The 17,945-nt window shown below is 51.4% G+C and carries 19 protein-coding genes; 4 read left to right on the top strand and 15 right to left on the bottom strand.

The genetic code is table 11. The annotated features are described in order from the left end of the window. Nucleotides 1-62: 62 nt before the first annotated feature. Both pstA and pstB read left to right on the top strand, forming a co-directional pair. Nucleotides 63-989 (top strand): phosphate ABC transporter permease PstA, encoded by a 927-nt coding sequence (gene pstA / locus ABTW62_RS03440; RefSeq protein WP_090415723.1) that lies wholly within the window; start codon nt 63-65, stop codon nt 987-989. Nucleotides 990-997: 8 nt separating this feature from the next. Then, nucleotides 998-1,792 (top strand): phosphate ABC transporter ATP-binding protein PstB, encoded by a 795-nt coding sequence (gene pstB / locus ABTW62_RS03435; RefSeq protein WP_430903185.1) that lies wholly within the window; start codon nt 998-1,000, stop codon nt 1,790-1,792. 20 nt (nt 1,793-1,812) lie between these two features. On the opposite strand, the gene ABTW62_RS03430 is transcribed toward pstB, so the two are convergent. The 14 genes from ABTW62_RS03430 to rpmH form a co-directional block, all read right to left on the bottom strand. Next, nucleotides 1,813-1,971: a hypothetical protein gene (locus ABTW62_RS03430; protein ID WP_430903184.1), complete on the bottom strand. Its 159-nt coding sequence runs from the start codon at nt 1,969-1,971 to the stop codon at nt 1,813-1,815. 74 nt (nt 1,972-2,045) lie between these two features. After that, the gene (locus tag ABTW62_RS03425) at nt 2,046-3,527 is read right to left on the bottom strand and encodes an N-6 DNA methylase (protein WP_430903183.1); all 1,482 of its coding nucleotides are present in this window, start codon (nt 3,525-3,527) and stop codon (nt 2,046-2,048) included. Between the two features lie 249 nt (nt 3,528-3,776). Further along, nucleotides 3,777-4,211: a hypothetical protein gene (locus ABTW62_RS03420; RefSeq protein ID WP_430903182.1), complete on the bottom strand. Its 435-nt coding sequence runs from the start codon at nt 4,209-4,211 to the stop codon at nt 3,777-3,779. Nucleotides 4,212-4,378: 167 nt separating this feature from the next. Then, nucleotides 4,379-5,383 carry a GTP pyrophosphokinase gene (locus ABTW62_RS03415; protein WP_430903181.1) on the bottom strand — a complete coding sequence of 335 codons (1,005 nt, stop codon included), beginning with the start codon at nt 5,381-5,383 and terminating at the stop codon, nt 4,379-4,381. Continuing rightward, complete coding sequence (locus ABTW62_RS03410) at nt 5,380-6,441, bottom strand: nucleoid-associated protein (protein WP_430903180.1); 1,062 nt, start codon at nt 6,439-6,441, stop codon at nt 5,380-5,382. The genes ABTW62_RS03415 and ABTW62_RS03410 overlap by 4 nt, the downstream gene beginning before the upstream one ends. Then, the gene (locus tag ABTW62_RS03405; RefSeq protein ID WP_430903179.1) at nt 6,438-7,898 is read right to left on the bottom strand and encodes a restriction endonuclease subunit S; all 1,461 of its coding nucleotides are present in this window, start codon (nt 7,896-7,898) and stop codon (nt 6,438-6,440) included. Before ABTW62_RS03405 ends, ABTW62_RS03410 begins: the two co-directional genes overlap by 4 nt. Continuing rightward, nucleotides 7,895-10,687: a DEAD/DEAH box helicase family protein gene (locus ABTW62_RS03400; RefSeq protein ID WP_430903178.1), complete on the bottom strand. Its 2,793-nt coding sequence runs from the start codon at nt 10,685-10,687 to the stop codon at nt 7,895-7,897. The genes ABTW62_RS03405 and ABTW62_RS03400 overlap by 4 nt, the downstream gene beginning before the upstream one ends. Beyond that, nucleotides 10,674-10,811, bottom strand: coding sequence for a hypothetical protein (locus ABTW62_RS03395; protein ID WP_430903177.1), 138 nt, complete (start codon nt 10,809-10,811; stop codon nt 10,674-10,676). Before ABTW62_RS03395 ends, ABTW62_RS03400 begins: the two co-directional genes overlap by 14 nt. After that, complete coding sequence (locus ABTW62_RS03390) at nt 10,808-10,990, bottom strand: hypothetical protein (RefSeq protein WP_430903176.1); 183 nt, start codon at nt 10,988-10,990, stop codon at nt 10,808-10,810. The genes ABTW62_RS03395 and ABTW62_RS03390 overlap by 4 nt, the downstream gene beginning before the upstream one ends. 382 nt (nt 10,991-11,372) lie before the next feature. Then, nucleotides 11,373-12,749 (bottom strand): tRNA uridine-5-carboxymethylaminomethyl(34) synthesis GTPase MnmE, encoded by a 1,377-nt coding sequence (mnmE, locus tag ABTW62_RS03385; protein WP_430903175.1) that lies wholly within the window; start codon nt 12,747-12,749, stop codon nt 11,373-11,375. Nucleotides 12,750-12,959: 210 nt separating this feature from the next. Then, nucleotides 12,960-14,810, bottom strand: coding sequence for a membrane protein insertase YidC (gene yidC / locus ABTW62_RS03380; RefSeq protein WP_430903174.1), 1,851 nt, complete (start codon nt 14,808-14,810; stop codon nt 12,960-12,962). 76 nt (nt 14,811-14,886) lie between these two features. Beyond that, nucleotides 14,887-15,096, bottom strand: a complete 210-nt coding sequence (gene yidD, locus ABTW62_RS03375; protein WP_430903173.1) for a membrane protein insertion efficiency factor YidD — start codon at nt 15,094-15,096, stop codon at nt 14,887-14,889. Then, complete coding sequence (gene rnpA, locus ABTW62_RS03370) at nt 15,093-15,452, bottom strand: ribonuclease P protein component (protein WP_430903172.1); 360 nt, start codon at nt 15,450-15,452, stop codon at nt 15,093-15,095. The genes yidD and rnpA overlap by 4 nt, the downstream gene beginning before the upstream one ends. Nucleotides 15,453-15,496: 44 nt before the next feature. Next, the gene (gene rpmH / locus ABTW62_RS03365) at nt 15,497-15,631 is read right to left on the bottom strand and encodes a 50S ribosomal protein L34 (RefSeq protein ID WP_430903171.1); all 135 of its coding nucleotides are present in this window, start codon (nt 15,629-15,631) and stop codon (nt 15,497-15,499) included. 475 nt (nt 15,632-16,106) lie between these two features. On the opposite strand from rpmH, the gene ABTW62_RS03360 reads away from it, so the two are divergent. Then, nucleotides 16,107-16,313: a DUF2905 domain-containing protein gene (locus ABTW62_RS03360; RefSeq protein ID WP_430903170.1), complete on the top strand. Its 207-nt coding sequence runs from the start codon at nt 16,107-16,109 to the stop codon at nt 16,311-16,313. Nucleotides 16,314-16,625: 312 nt separating this feature from the next. On the opposite strand, the gene ABTW62_RS03355 is transcribed toward ABTW62_RS03360, so the two are convergent. Next, nucleotides 16,626-16,751, bottom strand: a complete 126-nt coding sequence (locus ABTW62_RS03355; RefSeq protein ID WP_430903169.1) for a hypothetical protein — start codon at nt 16,749-16,751, stop codon at nt 16,626-16,628. Nucleotides 16,752-17,046: 295 nt separating this feature from the next. Between ABTW62_RS03355 and proC the strand changes: the two genes are divergently transcribed. Then, nucleotides 17,047-17,865, top strand: coding sequence for a pyrroline-5-carboxylate reductase (gene proC / locus ABTW62_RS03350; RefSeq protein WP_430903168.1), 819 nt, complete (start codon nt 17,047-17,049; stop codon nt 17,863-17,865). Nucleotides 17,866-17,945: the final 80 nt, after the last annotated feature.

The raw sequence follows: 17,945 nt of genomic DNA, 5'->3' as shown, positions 1-17,945 counted from the left end.
GGCTTTGTCGACCATGCAGCCTCTCTCTTCTGACGCCTCTAATTTTTAGTCATCATACCCAGATGAATCACGTAAAAAACCTGAAAGAGATACGAGCAGTCATCTCCCGCCATAAACGCTGGGATTCGCTATTCCTGGTCGCTGGCGTGATGGCTTTGATGATCGCCATTCTGACTTTTATCGCGCTGTTCTCGCATATGCTCATCGACGGCATGCCCCGTTTGTCGTGGGACTTCTTCACGTCATTCCCATCGCGCCGTCCTGAAGCGGCCGGGATTCTCTCTGCCTGGGTCGGCACGACGTTGGTCATGCTGGTCACTGCCGTGGCGGCCGTGCCGCTCGGGGTGGCGGCTGGTGTCTACCTGGAAGAATATGCGCCGACCAATTTACTCACCGAAATTATCGAAATCAATGTCACCAATCTGGCCGGGGTGCCCTCGATCATTTACGGCTTGCTGGCACTGGGACTATTCGTATATCAACTCGGGCTGGGACAAAGCATTCTCGCGGCCGGCCTGACGCTGGCGTTGCTGATCCTGCCAATTGTAATTGTCGCGACCCGCGAGGCGATCCGCTCGATTCCCGTTGCAATCCGCGAAGGCGCTTATGCGCTGGGGGCGACCAAATGGCAAACCGTGGCGGATCATATCCTGCCCTATTCGGCAGCCGGTATACTGACCGGCGTGATTATCGGGCTGGCACGCGCAATTGGGGAAACAGCCCCCATTATCACGATCGGCGCCCTGACTTTCATCGCCTTTTTGCCCCCTGCCCCGGTTCAGGCAGAGTTTCCCTTTTTGTCCTTCGAATGGCTGATGGCACCCTTTACTGTCATGCCGATTCAGATGTTCAACTGGGTCTCCAGACCTGAAGAAGCCTTCCAGGCCAATGCCGCCGCAGCGGGCCTGGTGCTAGTGGTCATGACATTGCTGATGAACGGATTGGCTATTTACCTGCGTTATCATCTGCGTAAAAAAATTAAATGGTAAACGAAATCATGCATACAACCAGACCGGGCGCCAGCACGTCCAGCACGATTAAATCCGTAGTGAATAACCTCACTTTTCGCTATGGGGATTTTCAGGCACTCAAAGACATCAACATGGTGGTCCATGAAAAACAGGTCACAGCGTTGATTGGCCCCTCAGGTTGCGGCAAATCGACTTTTCTCCGATGCTTCAACCGCATGCATGACCTCTACCCCGACAATCACTATGGGGGCGAAATCATCCTGCATCCCGACAATGAAAACATCCTCTCGCCCAATGTCGACCCGATAGAAGTCAGGATGCGCATCAGCATGGTGTTCCAGAAACCCAATCCATTCCCCAAATCCATTTTTGAGAATGTCGCTTATGGCCTGAGAATAAGAGGCATCAAACGCCGCTCCATCCTTGAAGAAAAAGTTGAAAACGCTCTGCGCAATGCCGCGCTGTGGGAAGAGGTCAAGGACCGTCTCAATGATCTCGCTTTCAATCTGTCGGGCGGGCAGCAGCAGCGGCTGTGCATCGCGCGCGCCCTCGCGACCGACCCGGAAATTCTGCTATTCGACGAACCGACTTCCGCGCTGGACCCGATCGCAACCGCCAGTATCGAAGAATTGATCACCGACCTCAAGAACAAAGTCACCATCCTGATCGTCACCCACAACATGCAACAGGCCGCCCGGGTCTCCGACTATACCGCCTATATGTATATGGGCGAATTGATCGAATTCGATGTCACCGACACCATCTTTATCAAACCGAAGAACAAGCAAACCGAGGATTACATCACGGGCAGATTTGGCTGATCGATCGGGGTCTCGTTCGGCTACGGGCACACCGTGATCGCACTGTTCCCATCACCCCCCAGCAACAACGCACCGCGCTCAACGACACCCACAGCCTGACAGGAAATGGCCCACGGATTCCGGCACACAAGCGTTACATCCAGCAACGGCATGTCCACATTGGCCATGAGCGAATACAAACTACGGCGGTGTATTGTGGGAGGTAGGCGTTGGTATCAGGCCTGGGCAGCGCCTTTTGCTTGGCCCCAACCCCTCACTTCAATTCTGCCAACACTGCTCGAAAGCTTTCAAGCCCCGCTTCCAGGTTCTCGATGATATCTTCCGCCAATTCATCTGGCTCCGGCAGATTATCCAAATCAGTCAGACTTTTGTCCTTCAACCAGAACACATCCAGACTGGTTTTGTCGCGGGCAATCAGCTCTTCATAACTGAAAGCACGCCAGCGGCCTTCGGGATTTTTCTCCGCGTGCCAGGTAGCCTTGCGCTGGTGACGGTTTTCAGGGCTATAGCACTCAATGAACTCTGCCAGATCTTCAAACCGCAGCGGCTTTTTCTTCAGCGTATGGTGAATATTGGTCCGGTAATCGTAATACCAGACTTCCTTGGTCCAGGGCTTGGGGTTGGCCTCGCGGTTATCAAAGAACAATACATTTGCCTTCACGCCCTGGGCATAAAAGATACCAGTCGGCAGGCGCAGAATCGTGTGCAGATCGGTGGTTTCCAGCAACTTGCGCCGAATCGTTTCTCCGGCACCGCCCTCGAACAGCACATTGTCCGGCACGACTACCGCTGCCATACCGGTGGTACGCAACATGGAACGGATGTGCTGCACGAAATTGAGCTGCTTATTGGAAGTGGTCGCCCAAAAATCCTGCCGGTTGTAGGTAAGATCGTCGGTTTCCTGCTCGCCTGCCTCGTTGGTGAAACTCATGACGCTTTTCTTGCCGAACGGCGGGTTGGCGAGCACATAGTCCACTGTGTGTGACGGCGGCGCCACCAGGGCATCGTTGGGCGACACCGCGCCTTCGCCGTCGATCTCGCCGATATTGTGCAGGAACATGTTCATCAGGCACAGGCGGCGGGTATTGGCAACGATCTCGTTTCCGGCAAAGGTGCGGTGCTTGAGGAAGGCCTTCTGCTCTTTGTCCAGCTGGTGGTTTTCCACCAGAAAATCATAGGCAGCCAGGAAAAAACCACCGGTACCGCAGGCTGGATCGGCAATAGTCTTGCCCGGCTCCGGGCTAACGCACGCAACCATGGCCTTGATCAAGGCGCGAGGTGTGAAATATTGCCCGGCACCGGACTTGGTATCTTCGGCGTTTCTTTCCAGCAGCCCTTCGTAAATATCGCCTTTGACATCGGCACCCATCACCACCCACTGCACGCTGTCGATCATCTCGATCAGCCGCGCCAGCTTGGCCGGATCCTGAATCTTGTTCTGGGCCTTAATGAACACCTGCCCGAGTAGCCCCTTCTTGCTGCCCAGTGCCATCAGCAGTTCAATGTAATGTACTTCCAGTTCAGCACCCTTTTTGTTCTTCAGGGTCGTCCAGGCGTATTGCTTGGGAATACCGACTTCGCGGTTATAGGGCGGTTTGGCATACTCGTCCGCCATTTTCAGGAAGATCAGGTAGGTAAGTTGTTCCAGATAATCGCCATAGCTGACACCATCGTCTTTCAGGATGGTACAGAAACTCCAGACTTTGGAAATGATCGGCGCACTTGCGGGGCTCATTGGGTTGGTATTCCTTAGTTATCACTATCCCTCCATGAGGAGGGGGTAAAAATTTACATTCGCAGAGATCTATGTAAAAAAGACCCTTCGGGCCGTACATATGGGTTACTGCATCAAGATGATTAACACGGATTCCCTATCAATCAACTATGAAAATCTTATTTTTTCAATATGTTGAAGGACAAATAACTCCTGCGGATCCCGTTTTCGTTCACTCAAATGTCTAAGAATATCTAGAAATATCTAAAACTATCCGGCTTTAGACATCTGCCATGACTTCCCTTTCGGTTCTATCAAACCCGCGTGTTTCAAGGCTTGCAGAAGATTTTTAATCTTGTTGTCCTTCTGTTTGGCATCCAGCACATCCGGCAGCTTATCCAGCAGCAGCCTGTTAATGTCTACACGCTTGGCTGTACCAAACTTTTCCAGGTACTCAATAATCAGTTGCTTGTAGTGCTGGTCGTCAAAAGCACGGTGGAGAATATATTCGGCACGGCCTCCACTGTGCTCTGCCAACTGGGCAGAGATATGGTAGTTGGGCTTTCGCCCCTCAATCAGGTTCTTGCCTTTCAGGTATTTTGCCTGTTCATCGCTCAAGGGCTTCTGTTTTTGCACTCGATCCAAAAGCATGATGTCTTCAAGTGACAAACCCGGAAACTCCGCCAGTTTCCGGGCATAGGCCATATCCAGCACCTTGCCGGTAATACTGGAAGCTTCATTCTTGCCAAACTGATTTAACAGCTACTCCAATTGAAATTTGGCGTCTTTCATGGGCCACCTTGGCGAAGGTGCGGTGGTAGAGCAGGGAGTCTAGGTTGATGGGGAATTTTCTGTTGGTTTATTTGCAGGCATCAGAACAGCCCTTCCGCAGAGACTCCAAATACTGTGTACATATCTTCAAGATATCGAGATTCCAAAGGCCAGTTTTTAGGCACTAGCGTTTGGTAATTACAAATTATCCAGCCCAAAAAAATAACAACTGAATCACGATAGAAAACAGATTCTTTCCTTTTTTCGATAATATTGGAAGCCACCCATGACTTGTTCTCATACCATGCTGAAAGGTCATTTGCCGAGATCCCTTTTAATTGCTCTCTATAAGTATCCGCGACAAGCAGGCTCAAACGACTGTCAGGAGCAGCTTCCTCACCTGTAAACTCAAGATATATTTCGGAAGATTTATTCAAAATGGACTTCAGAGCCTTATCATAGTCAAGAAAACTAGTTTGGATTTCTCTGAAAACATCATCCGTTGTTTCGATAAGGGCGGCACCTTTTGCCAGTGAGCGCCTGATTTTTTTCTTGTCTTCTTCTGGAAGCTTTATAGATGGCTTATAGTCACTGCTATGTGCCATTTCTGCATAAGCATGCTGAAGAATGGTCCTGATCTGTACTTCGCAAACAAGCCCTTTAGGTATGCAGGATCCTTCAAATTCAAAATCTTCCTTATTTGTCAAAACGTAATGATCCGACTGATAAGAAAAGTAGTCAGGCTTATTTAGGCGTTCTTCTTCATAATCTCTATCTTTAGAATAAGACCATGCTTCTGTTGATTTTATAATTTCACCAATCACAGATATATCTTCCAGAAGAAGAACAATAAATCGAACGCCCACTTGGTCGGTTATTTCATCAATTGGGTTGCTCTTGGGTTTTCTAATCAGTGCTTTTTCTAGAAAAGAGTCTGTTTCTTTAACTCTAGGAGTCGGCCAAATCCGTAGATATTTTTTCGCTTTATCATTGGAACCAAGTCTCTCAGAAAGCTTAGAAATGATTGTTCCCGTGACCCATTCTCCATACTTCTGGAGAATGTGCTTTCGAGCTTCAAATGCCTTCTTGAGATCAGACTCGTTCATTTTTCTGATTCAACTTTTCCTTGGACTTTTATGTCAGTCCAGCCATCTACAAAATCCCCAACCTTGACGGCGCTCTTAAATACATCCGGTGAAGCATAGAGAGTTACACCAGAAGCAAATTTCACAGACTGCCTTCTAAGCCTGCCCTTTAAAAGGGTTAAATCTTTGGAAATAGCTTCGCTTATGCCCCTTGATTTGCATAAATTAATAAAATTGTCTTGCTGATCCTCAGGAAGAACATCTTTAGAGAACTCTCTTGGCGAAATAATTTCCTTATTGCTTCGAAGATAAGAAATAACATCGCCTTTTAGTTCTACTTTCTCGGATTGATCAATAGGCAATCCATCAATAAAACTCTTCGCTACCTCATAGAATACTTTTGTTTGTCTCGATGCATTATCGGCAATTCGACACTTGAGGAATGAAGAATAAAAATATAATGCTGCATTGCCGTTGCCAGCTTTTTGCATCATATGGTCAAAGACCTTCACTTTGTAGTCTGTCGATTCTCTGACATTATTTCCTTCATTTTGATCTTCAATCTCTACAAAAAAGGCGATCTTGAAAAGCTTCTGAGATTGTCCAAGAATCATGTCATTGATATAAATGAGCGTGATTCCTTCTTCGCGGCTTTGCTTTTGCAAAGCCTGGTCAGAGTCCGCCTTTATAATGGCCATGAATCTGGACTCACGGTCATCTGCAATACACGTTCCTTGTATAAATATAGCTGACCCCGCTTTAATAGAACCCGCCGTTTGGGCTTGTGACAACGCCTTTGACAAATGCTTTGAGTGGTTGATAAAACTCTGATCTGAACTATCAAACATAGATGAGATATAAGAAAAAGGACTTCCTTCCGTTGCATCATCAACGGCCACTTCCACACAATGACTGCCGCTAGACAACGTATCAACCAATCGTTTAGAGATTAAAGAATTCCCCTTATCATCCAGCTCAATAAAGCTGTCACTCAAGATGGGTGCTCTTTCTTCAAGCTCTTGGGCTCTTACAACTTCATGCGTAATGATACGGTGTGCTTTTATATTGCTGATATTCAAAATTCTTTTCCCACGATACTGGATTTATCTTTAGTGATCTGACCACAAAAGGCCTTCTTCAGAATGGATTGGTGCAGGGTTTCGGATTTCATAATCTGAGCATCAATCTCTTCTTCCAATTTATCAATGGCAGAGTACTGGGAACTGATTTGACGAATAATTTCGTCTTGTTCCTCGATGGAGCACACAGGAACAGGGATTCCCTTCAGGATCTTTTCATTCAGATTTTGCATTGTTGTTCCAATACTTGAATTAGACAAATGATCTTTTACTCTTTGGGAAGTAATGATCCACGAGTAAAAATCTGAGTTCGCGATACTCAGAGGTCGAACAAAAAGGCTTCCAGTTCCACAAAGCCACCCTGATTCTTTATTTGTGATAACAGCGCAACGCCCCATCTCGCCACGACGCCCAATTACAATATCATTACTCTGCATTACATACTTTCTTAGTCCGTTGAGCTTTTCTTCTGTAACCGTCAAATTCCAATCAGGAGCTACTTTCTGATTCTTTATATGACTTGGGTTTACCAAAGGCACCCCATCCGCGACATAATCTGCTTTGTGTAGCAATGAGCCAAACGGGCCTATCTGTATGTTCTCTATGATTGTTGAGAGCTCTACCCATACCCATCCATCAGGAAGAGATAGCAAAGCATTGTCTTCAAGCGGTCGAATAGCAGAATTAAGTTTTGGCTTTGAAGGCTTTTTCCCTTCCTTACCATTATCCTCCCACGCTTTGACGTCCTGCTTCCACTCTTCAAGCTGCCGCTGGTAGCACTGTTCGCGTTCCTGCTGAATGCGGGCGAGGAGTTGTTCGGGGGATTCCAGTTTGTCGGGGTTTTGTTGGCGCCATTTTTCGGTAAGTTTGCCTTCGAAGGCGTGCTTGAGGACAGCCTGGCGGTAGGCTTTGAGTTGTTGCCGGGCGGTTTTCAGGGATTCAATGCCTTTGTCGAGTTCGGAGAACAGGGCCTCGATTTTGGCTACGATGTTCTTTTGCTCTGAAATAGTAGGTAACCGAATAGGCCAATCTTTCAAAATACTTTGGGAAATATTAGGTTGCGCTCCACCCTTTCCTGCTTTAATCAGAGATCGCCGTTCCGAGAGCAGAAAGTAGTATAAAAACTCCTTATCCAGACCTTCCTTCGGTTCAGCAACAGCACAGGCTTGGTTGGTAGAAGCATCGATATCAAAAATTGAAAGTTTCCCTATTGTTGCACCATACATGGCAATACCAACAGAGCCTTTCTTGAATAGCTTGGCACTCGAACGGCATATAGCCTCTTCAGAAATATATTCCTCACAGTTCTGAATATACTTTTTACCTAACTCACCAGTCTTGATCCAAGGAATAGAACCTTTAAAGAATTCCGGATTTCGGCGCGAGGGAGTTCCACCAGAGCCCCATTTAGCGATTTTACCCAGCGTGGTTTCAGTCCAAGGCGGCTCTCTGCTCACGCCACCAACTCCCGATTCAATTCCTCAATCACCCCATCCATCTGATCGCCAAACAACTGATACATGCGGCCCAGCCCGCCCTTGCTGTCGAAAGGGGCCATTTCCAGGTCGTCACGCTCCAGGTGGAAGGAGCTGATTATGTGGTCGCGGATATGGGTGAGCCAGGTCATTTGTTCCTCGTTGAATTTCTCACCGGCGCCGCTGTGGCGTTGGAATACCCACTTTTTGAAGTTTTCCTTTACGGTGGCAGCGAAGGGTGTCAGTGTTTGATCGATGCCGGTGACGCGGCGGATCAACGCCACCAGAGCGGTCAGGTCGCTGATGGGGTTGCCGCCCTGGCAGTTGTCCAAATGGGTGTAAGCTGCCCAGACGCGCAGCGGAGCCAGTTTCGGCCGGTCCTGTTGCAGGGTGTCAAGCAGGGTTTTGATCATACCGTAGGTGACTTCGCAGCGGCGGGCCGGTTGGCTGAAGTAGATGGTCAGGGCTTCGATTTCGTTTCGGTGTTCGTTCAGATAATCGGTAAAGTCCTGCACCATCTGCTTTGCATTTTCGGTTTTGTCGCCGGCCCAGCCAGCGTGGCGCAATTCGTCCAGGTCTTCGTGGACGATGGTTTGCTCCTTTTCTCGGCGGATGGTGTCGATCAGTTGGATAAGTTCGCCGTTGAAGACTTTGGCGGCCTCCCCTACCAGTTGGTCGCGGGCCTTGTTCCGGGCGTCTTCTCCGGGGTTGGTGCCTGTGGGCTGATCAGCGATTTCACAGGCTTTTTGTTCCACCACGTCCGGGTTGATGGCATTAAGCAACGCGCCCACGATCAGGGTGAGCGGCAAGCCACCGGCTTTTTCGCTGATGCGGGCGCGTTCCTTGCCGGTCAGTTGCTTATCGAGGCGGGCGAGGCGGCCCGCCAATGAAGACACGCTGTCTTCGTCCCGGGCGGCGCCCATCATGACACCCATGGCCAGCTCCTTGAGGGAAACGCCGGGCTTGGTGATCAATGGCTGGCTGGCGGTTTTCAGGGATTGGGTGACGCCGATGGCATCGACGATCACATAGTGGGTTTTGGCGCTGTTGGCCGACGGCGTGACTTTCTTCAGGCCATCTGCATCCAGGGTGCGGGTGCCGCGGCCTTTCATCTGCTCGAAGTAGTTTTTGCTTTTCACGTCGCGCATGAACAGCAGGCATTCCAGCGGGCGCACGTCGGTGCCGGTGGCGATCATATCCACAGTCACGGCGATGCGCGGGTAGTAGTCGTTGCGGAACTGGTTGAGCACGGATTTGGGGTCATCCGCATTGTGGGTGATCTTTTTACAGAAAGCGTTGCTCTCACCGAATTCCTCACGTACGGTGTGGATGATATCGTCGGCGTGGCTGTCGGTTTTGGCGAAGATCAGGGTTTTGGGCACTTCTTTCCGGCCTGGAAAAATCTCCGGCCACTTGTCCCGGAAGGCGCGGACGACAGTGCGAATCTGGTCCGGGTTGACAATATCGCGGTCCAGTTGTTTGGCACTGTAAGCTTCGTCTTCGTCCTGGGTTTCCCAGCGTTTTTTTCTGGTCAAGCGTTCGCGCTTCTCTATCTGCTGTTTGGCTTCGATCACGCCGCCGCTTTGGGTCTTTTTCGTCTCGATCAGATAGATCTCGTTGCCGACGTTAACGCCATCGGCTACGGCTTTTTCATGGTCGTATTCGCTGACCACGTTTTTTTTGAAGAAGCCGTAGGTGCGGTTATCGGGGGTGGCGGTGAGGCCGATCAGGTAGGCGTCGAAGTATTCGATCACCTGCCGCCACAGGTTGTAGATGGAGCGGTGGCATTCGTCGATGATGATAAAGTCGAAGAACTCCGGGGGAATTTTTGGGTTGTAGACAACCGGCAGGGGTTGTTTTCTGGATAGCGCGTTGAGGCCCTTCTTCTCGGCCGGATTGTCCTCCTCGGTGGCTTCATCCAGCTCTTCGCCCTTGAGCAGCGAATACATGCGCTGGATGGTGCTGATGCAGACCTGGCTGTCGCTGGCCACATAGGACGACTTGAGCCGCTGCACGGTGTACAGCTCGGTGAATTTACGGTTGTCGTCGTTGGGCAGGTAGGCCATGAATTCCTGCTCGGCCTGTTCGCCCAGGTTTTTAGTGTCCACCAGAAACAGGATGCGCTTGGCCTTGGCGTATTTGAGCAGGCGGTAGGCGGCGGTGATGGCGGTGTAGGTCTTGCCGGAGCCGGTGGCCATTTGCACCAGGGCGCGGGGTTTGTCTTGCTTGAAGGAGTCTTCCAGGTTGGTAATGGCGGTGATCTGGCAGTCGCGCAGGCCTTCGGTACTAAGCGGCGGCAGGTTTTTCAGACCTTCGCGCAAGGTGCCTTCGTTGTTGGCGAGGCGTGTACGCCAGCGCGCCAGTTCTTCCGGGCGGGGAAAGTGGAAAATTTCCCGTGAGCGCGGGGCGGGATCCCGGCCATTGGTGAAACGGGTAATTTCTCCGGTGCTCTGATAAACGAATGGCAGGGGCTCCCGGTTGTTAATCCATTTGAGAGTGGCCCTGGCGTAGCCGTCGGCCTGATGTTCCACCGACGTGATTTTGTGGCCCCAGTCTTCCGGCTTGGCTTCGATGACGCCCAACGCCTGACGCTCGACGAACAACACATAGTCCACCGGGCCGATATCCGTATCATATTCACGCACGGCGATGCCAGGCTCAGCGCTTAAATTGATGGCGTTTTTGTTCTGTACCAGCCAACCAGCCTGTTCGAGCTGGCGGTCGATGCGGTCGCGGGCGCGTTGTTCCGGATGCTGGTTAAGGGTGGACATTGCCCGGCTCCATGACTTGCACTGCGATTTGACCTGTCACTTGCCATGTTGTTTGGGCGGCGTCAGACATGGACACGCTGTAGAGACACCCACCCTCGCCCCATACCATCCACATGCGCTTCATTCTGATTTTCCTTTCGTTTCTTCAGATCCCGCAAGGCCATGCTGCCTGGCATAGTCCAGGATCAGAATCTCCATCATGGAGGCCAGTGATCGATGCTCCCGCTCTGCCGCCGCGCGTAGCATCTGCTTGATATCCGGCGTGGTGCGGATTGAAATGGTTTCGAATTTTCGCTGTGGCATGATGAAGTGTCCCGTCAGTAGCGCAATGCAAATGTACTGCGTTTTGCGTTCTTTTGCTAGCAATGGATAATCAATGGCTGAAGCAGCAAAGGCAAAAGGCCGTCATTACACCCTCTCCAGATCAATCACCAGATTGCCGACCGGTGCCAAGCCATCAATAAATCTGCCCAGGCCTGCAGCATCTCCTTCCTCTGTCCCGCATACTCGGCCCGGTTGTAGACGCCGCCCATGGCGTGGTTGAGGGCTTTTTCCAGCACGTCCGACGGTCAGCCCTATCGTGCAGCAGGGTGGAGGCGGTGCAGCGCGGGATTTGTGGGCATATAGAGTAAAAATGGATTTCTAAAGATTTGTATGGATTCTATGGAATCCGGTAGAACCCGAATTATTTTCCGATACAAAAACTTGAGAAAATTTCTCCCAGTAGATCGTCGGCGGTAAATTCTCCTGTAATCGAGGACAATGCCTGTTGCGCCATTCGCAGTTCTTCGGCCAGCATTTCCAGCTGGCAAGCGTCATTCAGCCAGGTGGCCGCGCATTCGAGCGATGCTTTCGCTTGCATCAATGCCCGGAGATGCCGCTGACGCGCCATGAACACCCCGCCGCCTGCCAGATTGGCCTGCCAACCTACGGTTTCGAGCAGCGTGGCCCGCAGCAGCTCGATGCCATCCCCTTGTTTGGCCGATAGATAAACAGCCTTGCCCAGTGCATTCTGTTCCACGCGCGGCGCTTGATTTAACAGATCGATCTTGTTGTAAACCGTCAGAACGGGGAGTCTTGCGGGCAGACCTGCCAGAACCGTTTGATCGGCACTGGTCAATCCGTGACGGCAATCGACCAACAGCAACACCATGTCTGCCTGCTCGATAGCGGCATGGGTCCGGGCGATCCCGTGTTGCTCCACAATGTCGCTGGTTTCCCGCAACCCTGCGGTATCGATCAGATGTATCGGCACGCCAGCGAGCTGTATCGACTGCCGGATTGTATCGCGCGTTGTGCCAGGGATTTCGGTCACAATGGCGACATCATCGCCAGCCAGCTGATTGAGCAAACTCGATTTGCCGACATTGGGTTGCCCCACCAGCACAACCTTGACGCCTTCCTGCAGCAAGCTGCCTTGGCGGGAAGCGAGCAGCACCTGCTCCAGCTGTTCCTGAATGATCTGCAGTTGTTCCATGGCGCGGGCGGACTGCAGAAAATCGATTTCCTCCTCCGGAAAATCCAGCGTGGCTTCGACCAAGACACGCAAGTCAATCAATGACTGGACCAGTTTTTGAATCGTTGCGGAAAACTCGCCTTTCAAGGAGCGCATGGCGCTGCGGGCAGCTTCCGCACTACTGGCCTCGATCAGATCGGCGACACTTTCGGCTTGCACCAGATCCAGCTTGTCGTTGAGAAAAGCGCGCAGGGTAAACTCGCCCGGCTCCGCCAGCCGTGCGCCCAGCTGCAGGCATCGATCCAACAGCAGGTTCATCACGGCAGTGCCGCCATGTCCTTGCAGTTCGAGGACATCCTCGCCGGTATAGGAATGTGGGGCAGGAAAGAACAGCGCTATTCCCCGATCGAGCACTTCGCCTTGCGCGTCAAGAAAATCGCTCAATTCAGCGCGTCGGGGTTCGAGCAATCGGCCGGTGATAGCCGTCGCTATTGATTGAAGATTGGGGCCTGAAATTCGGACGATTCCGACGCCGCCCTGACCAGGCGGCGTCGCGATCGCGGCGATAATATCATTGCCCTCGCTACGGACAGTAGACTGTGGCATTACTCCTTGATTGAAGGACATAGCCATTTATTCTGCTTGTTTCAGTTACACGGTGTGCAAGCCACACCCGACCACACCAGGATCTTCAGCAGGATGCATGCACGTTTATGCCTGCACGCTGGCTGGCTTCATACCCTTTGGGGCGAGCCATGCCAGCGATGATCGTTGCGCCTGTAGCGTTACTGAAAATGGTTGCTGAGCTTTTCAGTCTTACCCGCGCTTTTTCCCTCTGGTTCTTTTCTCGCCAGCTTTGCTATCTGTCGCGGCTGAGTCACTCGCCTTGGCTTTAGCCGGAGTCGGAGCCGCAGCAGGCTCCGGAGCCTCAACCGGTTCCGAAGTCTTAGCCGGGGCTGCAGCTGCCGTTGTAGCGGCAGCCGGTGAGCCATACATCCGGGTGATTTGCCATTGTTGCGCAATTGACAGGACATTGTTCACCAGTGAGTACAGCACCAGACCAGCCGGGAAGAAGAAGAAGAAAATACTGAAAGCGAGCGGCATGATTTGCATCACTTTAGCCTGAATGGGATCCGTTGGCGTGGGGTTCAGTTTGGTCTGAATAAACATGGAAATCCCCATGAACACAGGCAATATGTAATAAGGATCCGGCGTCGACAGATCGGTTATCCACAATGCGAATGGCGCGTAGCGCAACTCAACTGCGGCCAGCAGCGTCCAGAACAGTGCGATGAACACAGGGATTTGCACCAGAATCGGCAAACACCCCCCCATCGGGTTGATTTTTTCTACCTTGTAGAAATCCATCATTGCTTGGTGCATGCGCTGGCGATCGCCTTTGTATTGTTCCTGGATGCGCTGCAATTTTGGTGTCACCAGACGCAGTCTGGCCATGGACCGATAACCGGCGGCAGATAACGGGAAGAACAGGAATTTGACCGTCATGGTAAGCAAAATGATCGCCACCCCCCAGTTGCCTACCCAGGAATAATAAAACGACAGCAGCCAGAACAATGGCACGGCAATGACGGTCAGCCAGCCATAGTCAACTGTCAGTTCCAGTCCAGGCGCCAGTTCCGCCAGTTTGTCCTGTTCCTGCGGGCCCGCGTACAGCGGCACAGCTGAGCGGACGACCTGGCCCGGCTCGATCGCACCTATCGGCGTAATGACACCAGCGGTATACAATTCGTCACTTTGCCGTTTGGCAAAAAATTCCCGTGGCGTTTGTTGCGGCGGCAACCAGGCTGAAAGGAAATAATGTTCCAGCATGGCTATCCAGCCATTATCGGCATTGGCGGGATAATCAGCCTTGCTTTTATCCAGATCGGAGAAATGTATTTTCTGGAATTTCTCTTCTTCCGTGTAGATCGCCGCTCCCAGATAGGTCGGGATCATCATGGTCGTTCCGGAGGGCGGGTTGTTATCCCGCAGCATTTGGAAATAGGCAAAAGGACGTACCGTGGATGCGCCCAGGTTCTCCACCTCGAAACCCACATCGATCACATAACTATTGCGGCGAAAGGTATAGGTTTTAACCACTTGCACCCCGTCCAGATCGGGAGCAAGCAATCGGATGACAATCTCATCCTCGCTGGTGGACATTTCATAATTGCGCCGATCCGATTCCGGCCGGTAAACCGTCTTGTGATTCGGCATTCCCTCCCCGATCAAACCAGACTGGGCGACATAAATACGTGAAGCCTGACTTTGCAGCAACGCGTAGGGAATATCCTTGCTTTCTGTGGAAGGATGATGAAGCAGCTCCAGTCGTCGCAAATCACCACCAACGGTATCGATTTCCGCGATGACCATGTCGGTCACAACGCGAATTTGCTCGCCCGTGGCCAACAAACGCGGCGTCACGGATTCAGTCGGGCTGCCGGCTACGGGTATCTGGCTGGTGTCCGATTCCGCCTGGGATGTGACCAACGTCTCCCCTGGGACCGGCGGAGCATCATGACTTGGCTGGGCATTACCAGTCACTGCGCCGTTCTGCTGAGTAACGGCTTGTTTGTCGAGACGCTCCTGCTCTTTTATCCACGCGTCCCACAAAAACAGCAACGATGTTGAAAAAATGATGAGTAGTACGATTCTTTTGGTGTCCATTTTGATCTGGCGATTAGGAGTACGACAAACTTGACGCTATACGCGCAACGAATAAAAATCCGGCAATATTATCGGATCAAGGAACGGGATCATACCCCCCCTGGTTCCAGGGATGGCAACGCAATACGCGCTTGGCACTCATCCACAACCCCTTGACCAAGCCGTATTTCCCCAGGGCTTCCTGAGCATAATTCGAACATGTCGGATAAAACCGGCAGGAAGGGGGCGTCAGCGGACTGACACAATACTGATAGAGCCTGATGAGACCAATTACGAACTGCTTCATGATCGTTTGACTTTAAGCAGAAGCATCGATGCTTCCTGATAGATGCGTCCAGAATCTGTCAATGCAAAAGGATGCCGTAGCTGAAAAATACAGTCCAAGCCTGCAACAGCTTGCTGGTTTCGACGAAAAGCCTCTCTGAGTATACGCTTGATCCGATTGCGTTTGACGGCCCCACGCTCGACTCTTTTGGCGACAATCAAACCTATCCGGGCATAATCGCTATCGGCGGGCTTCACATAAAGTCTCAGAAACGTGCCATTAAAGATGGTTCGACTGCGCAGCGCCGCCCGAAATTCGACAGCCTTTCGTAGCCGTCGCTGCTTGGGCAGCGAGTAAGCGTGTGGTTGAGTGGACAATAAATAACTTAGGCAACGAAACCTATTTTCTAAGCCAACTGAACCTACACACTAAGCTTGACTCGCCCTTTAGCGCGGCGCGCCCGAATGATCGCTCTTCCGCTCCGCGTGCGCATACGAACACGAAAGCCATGAGTACGTTTTCTACGGGTTACTGATGGTTGATAAGTACGTTTCATTTTCGAAAATAATTATGATTGAAAAACTGATACAAACCTGTGTTGATAAAGACTGCCAATTCCATCTATAACTCGCTATTATAGCCTAACGGGATGCGCGCTACATGGGTTTTTACTAGCAGGAAATATGAAACCCGGGATCATTGCCCGTCAAGTTTTGTCGTGCCATGGCGGGCTTGCACACCATCAAACTGACGAGCATTGATTCCGGTACTGCCGCAGCGCATGCGGTGATGGCCAATCGCTACACAACAAGAGCGGTACCCAAACACCTTCATACATGGCCATGAAAGAAATGACGGGGCGATCCATCATGCGAGCGCTGTCATCAAGCCTGAATACAGCCTTGCAAGCCGCCCGCTCAATACATCACGTCCTTGCGCGCATCGATCCATGCCCCATGACTGACAGGGAACAGATCGATCCGAAACAATGCAAAAGTATCATATAAGGTTTATTCAACAATATGGAACAGATGGCAAAATGGATAATGATAGCGGGAGCTCTATTGCTCATCATCGGGGCAGTTCTGCATCTTGCGCCCTGGTTACTGAACTGGTTCGGAAAATTGCCGGGTGATATTCGGATAGAAACGCAGCGAGGCAAGGTGTTCATCCCGATCACTTCCATGCTGATCGTGAGCATCGTTTTAAGTATCATTATTAATTTATTCAGGAAATAATCGTAAACGGATGCTTGTGCATGTCTCCTTGCAATTTTCAGCAGGATGCGTGCAGCCTGGAACAATTCATCGTCAGTTGTCAGTTTAACGTTGCGTAAGCGCACCGCACTGGCAGCTTTGTCGCAGCGATTAGCACAGCAATCTGGAAGCCGCCGTGGACGGCAGGTTGTGCCTGATGCAATTCAGCCAGCCACGCACAGGGCGGGGCGGACCCGCGCGCTTTTCGTCAGATCTGAAGATGACTGAAAATGGTTCATAGGCATATTCTTTTATATACTGACTCATGAATACAGTTTAGGTGGTTTCTGTCGGCTAGTACTCCGCTCCGTCAATTAGCTTACAAATGAAATCGATGGATTCGCCTGCCAGGCTAGGAGGCTGTCCGAGAATAGCGATCGTAACGAGGGCGAGGCTGGTTGAGCGGGATTTTTCGATCATTTGAGGCGATTAGTCGTTCTATTCAACGAAAAGGATCGAAAAATCCAGCCAATCAGGCTCGTCCGCAGTAGATCAGTCTATTCTCGGGCAGCCTCCTAGGCGCAAACCGCAGTCATAGCCGTAGCTATGGCGAGGATTTGCAACAACGCATGACAGGCGAAGGCGCGATTTCATGTAAGCGTTTTGGCGGAACGGAGTACTAGTTCAGAATAACCGGCTGATCACTTTATTACCCGCATGCGGGGACAGCGCAGATGCATCCCTCATAAAGCAAAACAAGTCTTGGGAATCATTTATGAATATAACTTTTATTGGCGGCGGAAACATGGCCTCTGCCATCATTGGCGGTTTGATACAGAACTGCAGTCAGCCTTCGAGCATATGTGTCGTCGAGATCGATGCTCACGCACGCGAGCGCCTGATCCAGCAATTCGGTATCACTGTCACAGAGGTGCTGGCCGACGGTATTGATGCGAGCGATATCATCGTCTTTGCCATCAAACCGCAGCAACTGCAAGCCCTGGCCATCCAAGCCAGGCAACAGCTTCGAAATAAACTCGTCATCTCGATTGCAGCAGGCATCCGTACTAGTCACCTGAGTCAATGGCTGGGCAACCACACACGCATTGTCAGGGCCATGCCCAATACCCCCGCGCTGATCGGCAAAGGCGCGACCGGCCTCTATGCTCAACCTTCGGTGGACAGCCAGCAAAAGGATCAGGCCGCAACAATCCTGGGCGCAGTCGGTACCGTGCTATGGGTGGATGAAGAAGTTTTGCTGGATGCCGTCACTGCGATATCAGGCAGCGGCCCGGCGTATGTATTCTATTTTCTGGAAGCCATGCAAGAAGCGGGGGTTGAATTAGGACTGACAGCTGATATCGCAAGACAACTCACCCTCCAGACTTTTCTCGGCACAACCGATCTGGCCGCCAAAAGTGACGAGACATTCAACACTCTTCGCTCGCGCGTCACATCGAAAGGCGGCACAACCGAGCAAGCCCTGCTCAGCCTCGAGCAGTCAGCTGTCAAGCAAGCATTCAAACGCGCCATTCGAGCGTCCTACGACCGGTCACTCGAGATGGGAGAGATTTTGGGACGGACGGAATCCTGAGCGATTCCAGCCGATTGATACATAATGATGTGCGCTCCAACCTCGCAAGACTTGTATGATGCAACCGCTGCCGGCAGGTC

The organism is Nitrosomonas sp. ANs5, from assembly GCF_050584665.1.
Taxonomy (GTDB): Bacteria; Pseudomonadota; Gammaproteobacteria; order Burkholderiales; family Nitrosomonadaceae; genus Nitrosomonas.
Note: the sequence above shows the minus strand (reverse complement) of the source record. Positions and strands in the feature narration are given on the sequence as shown.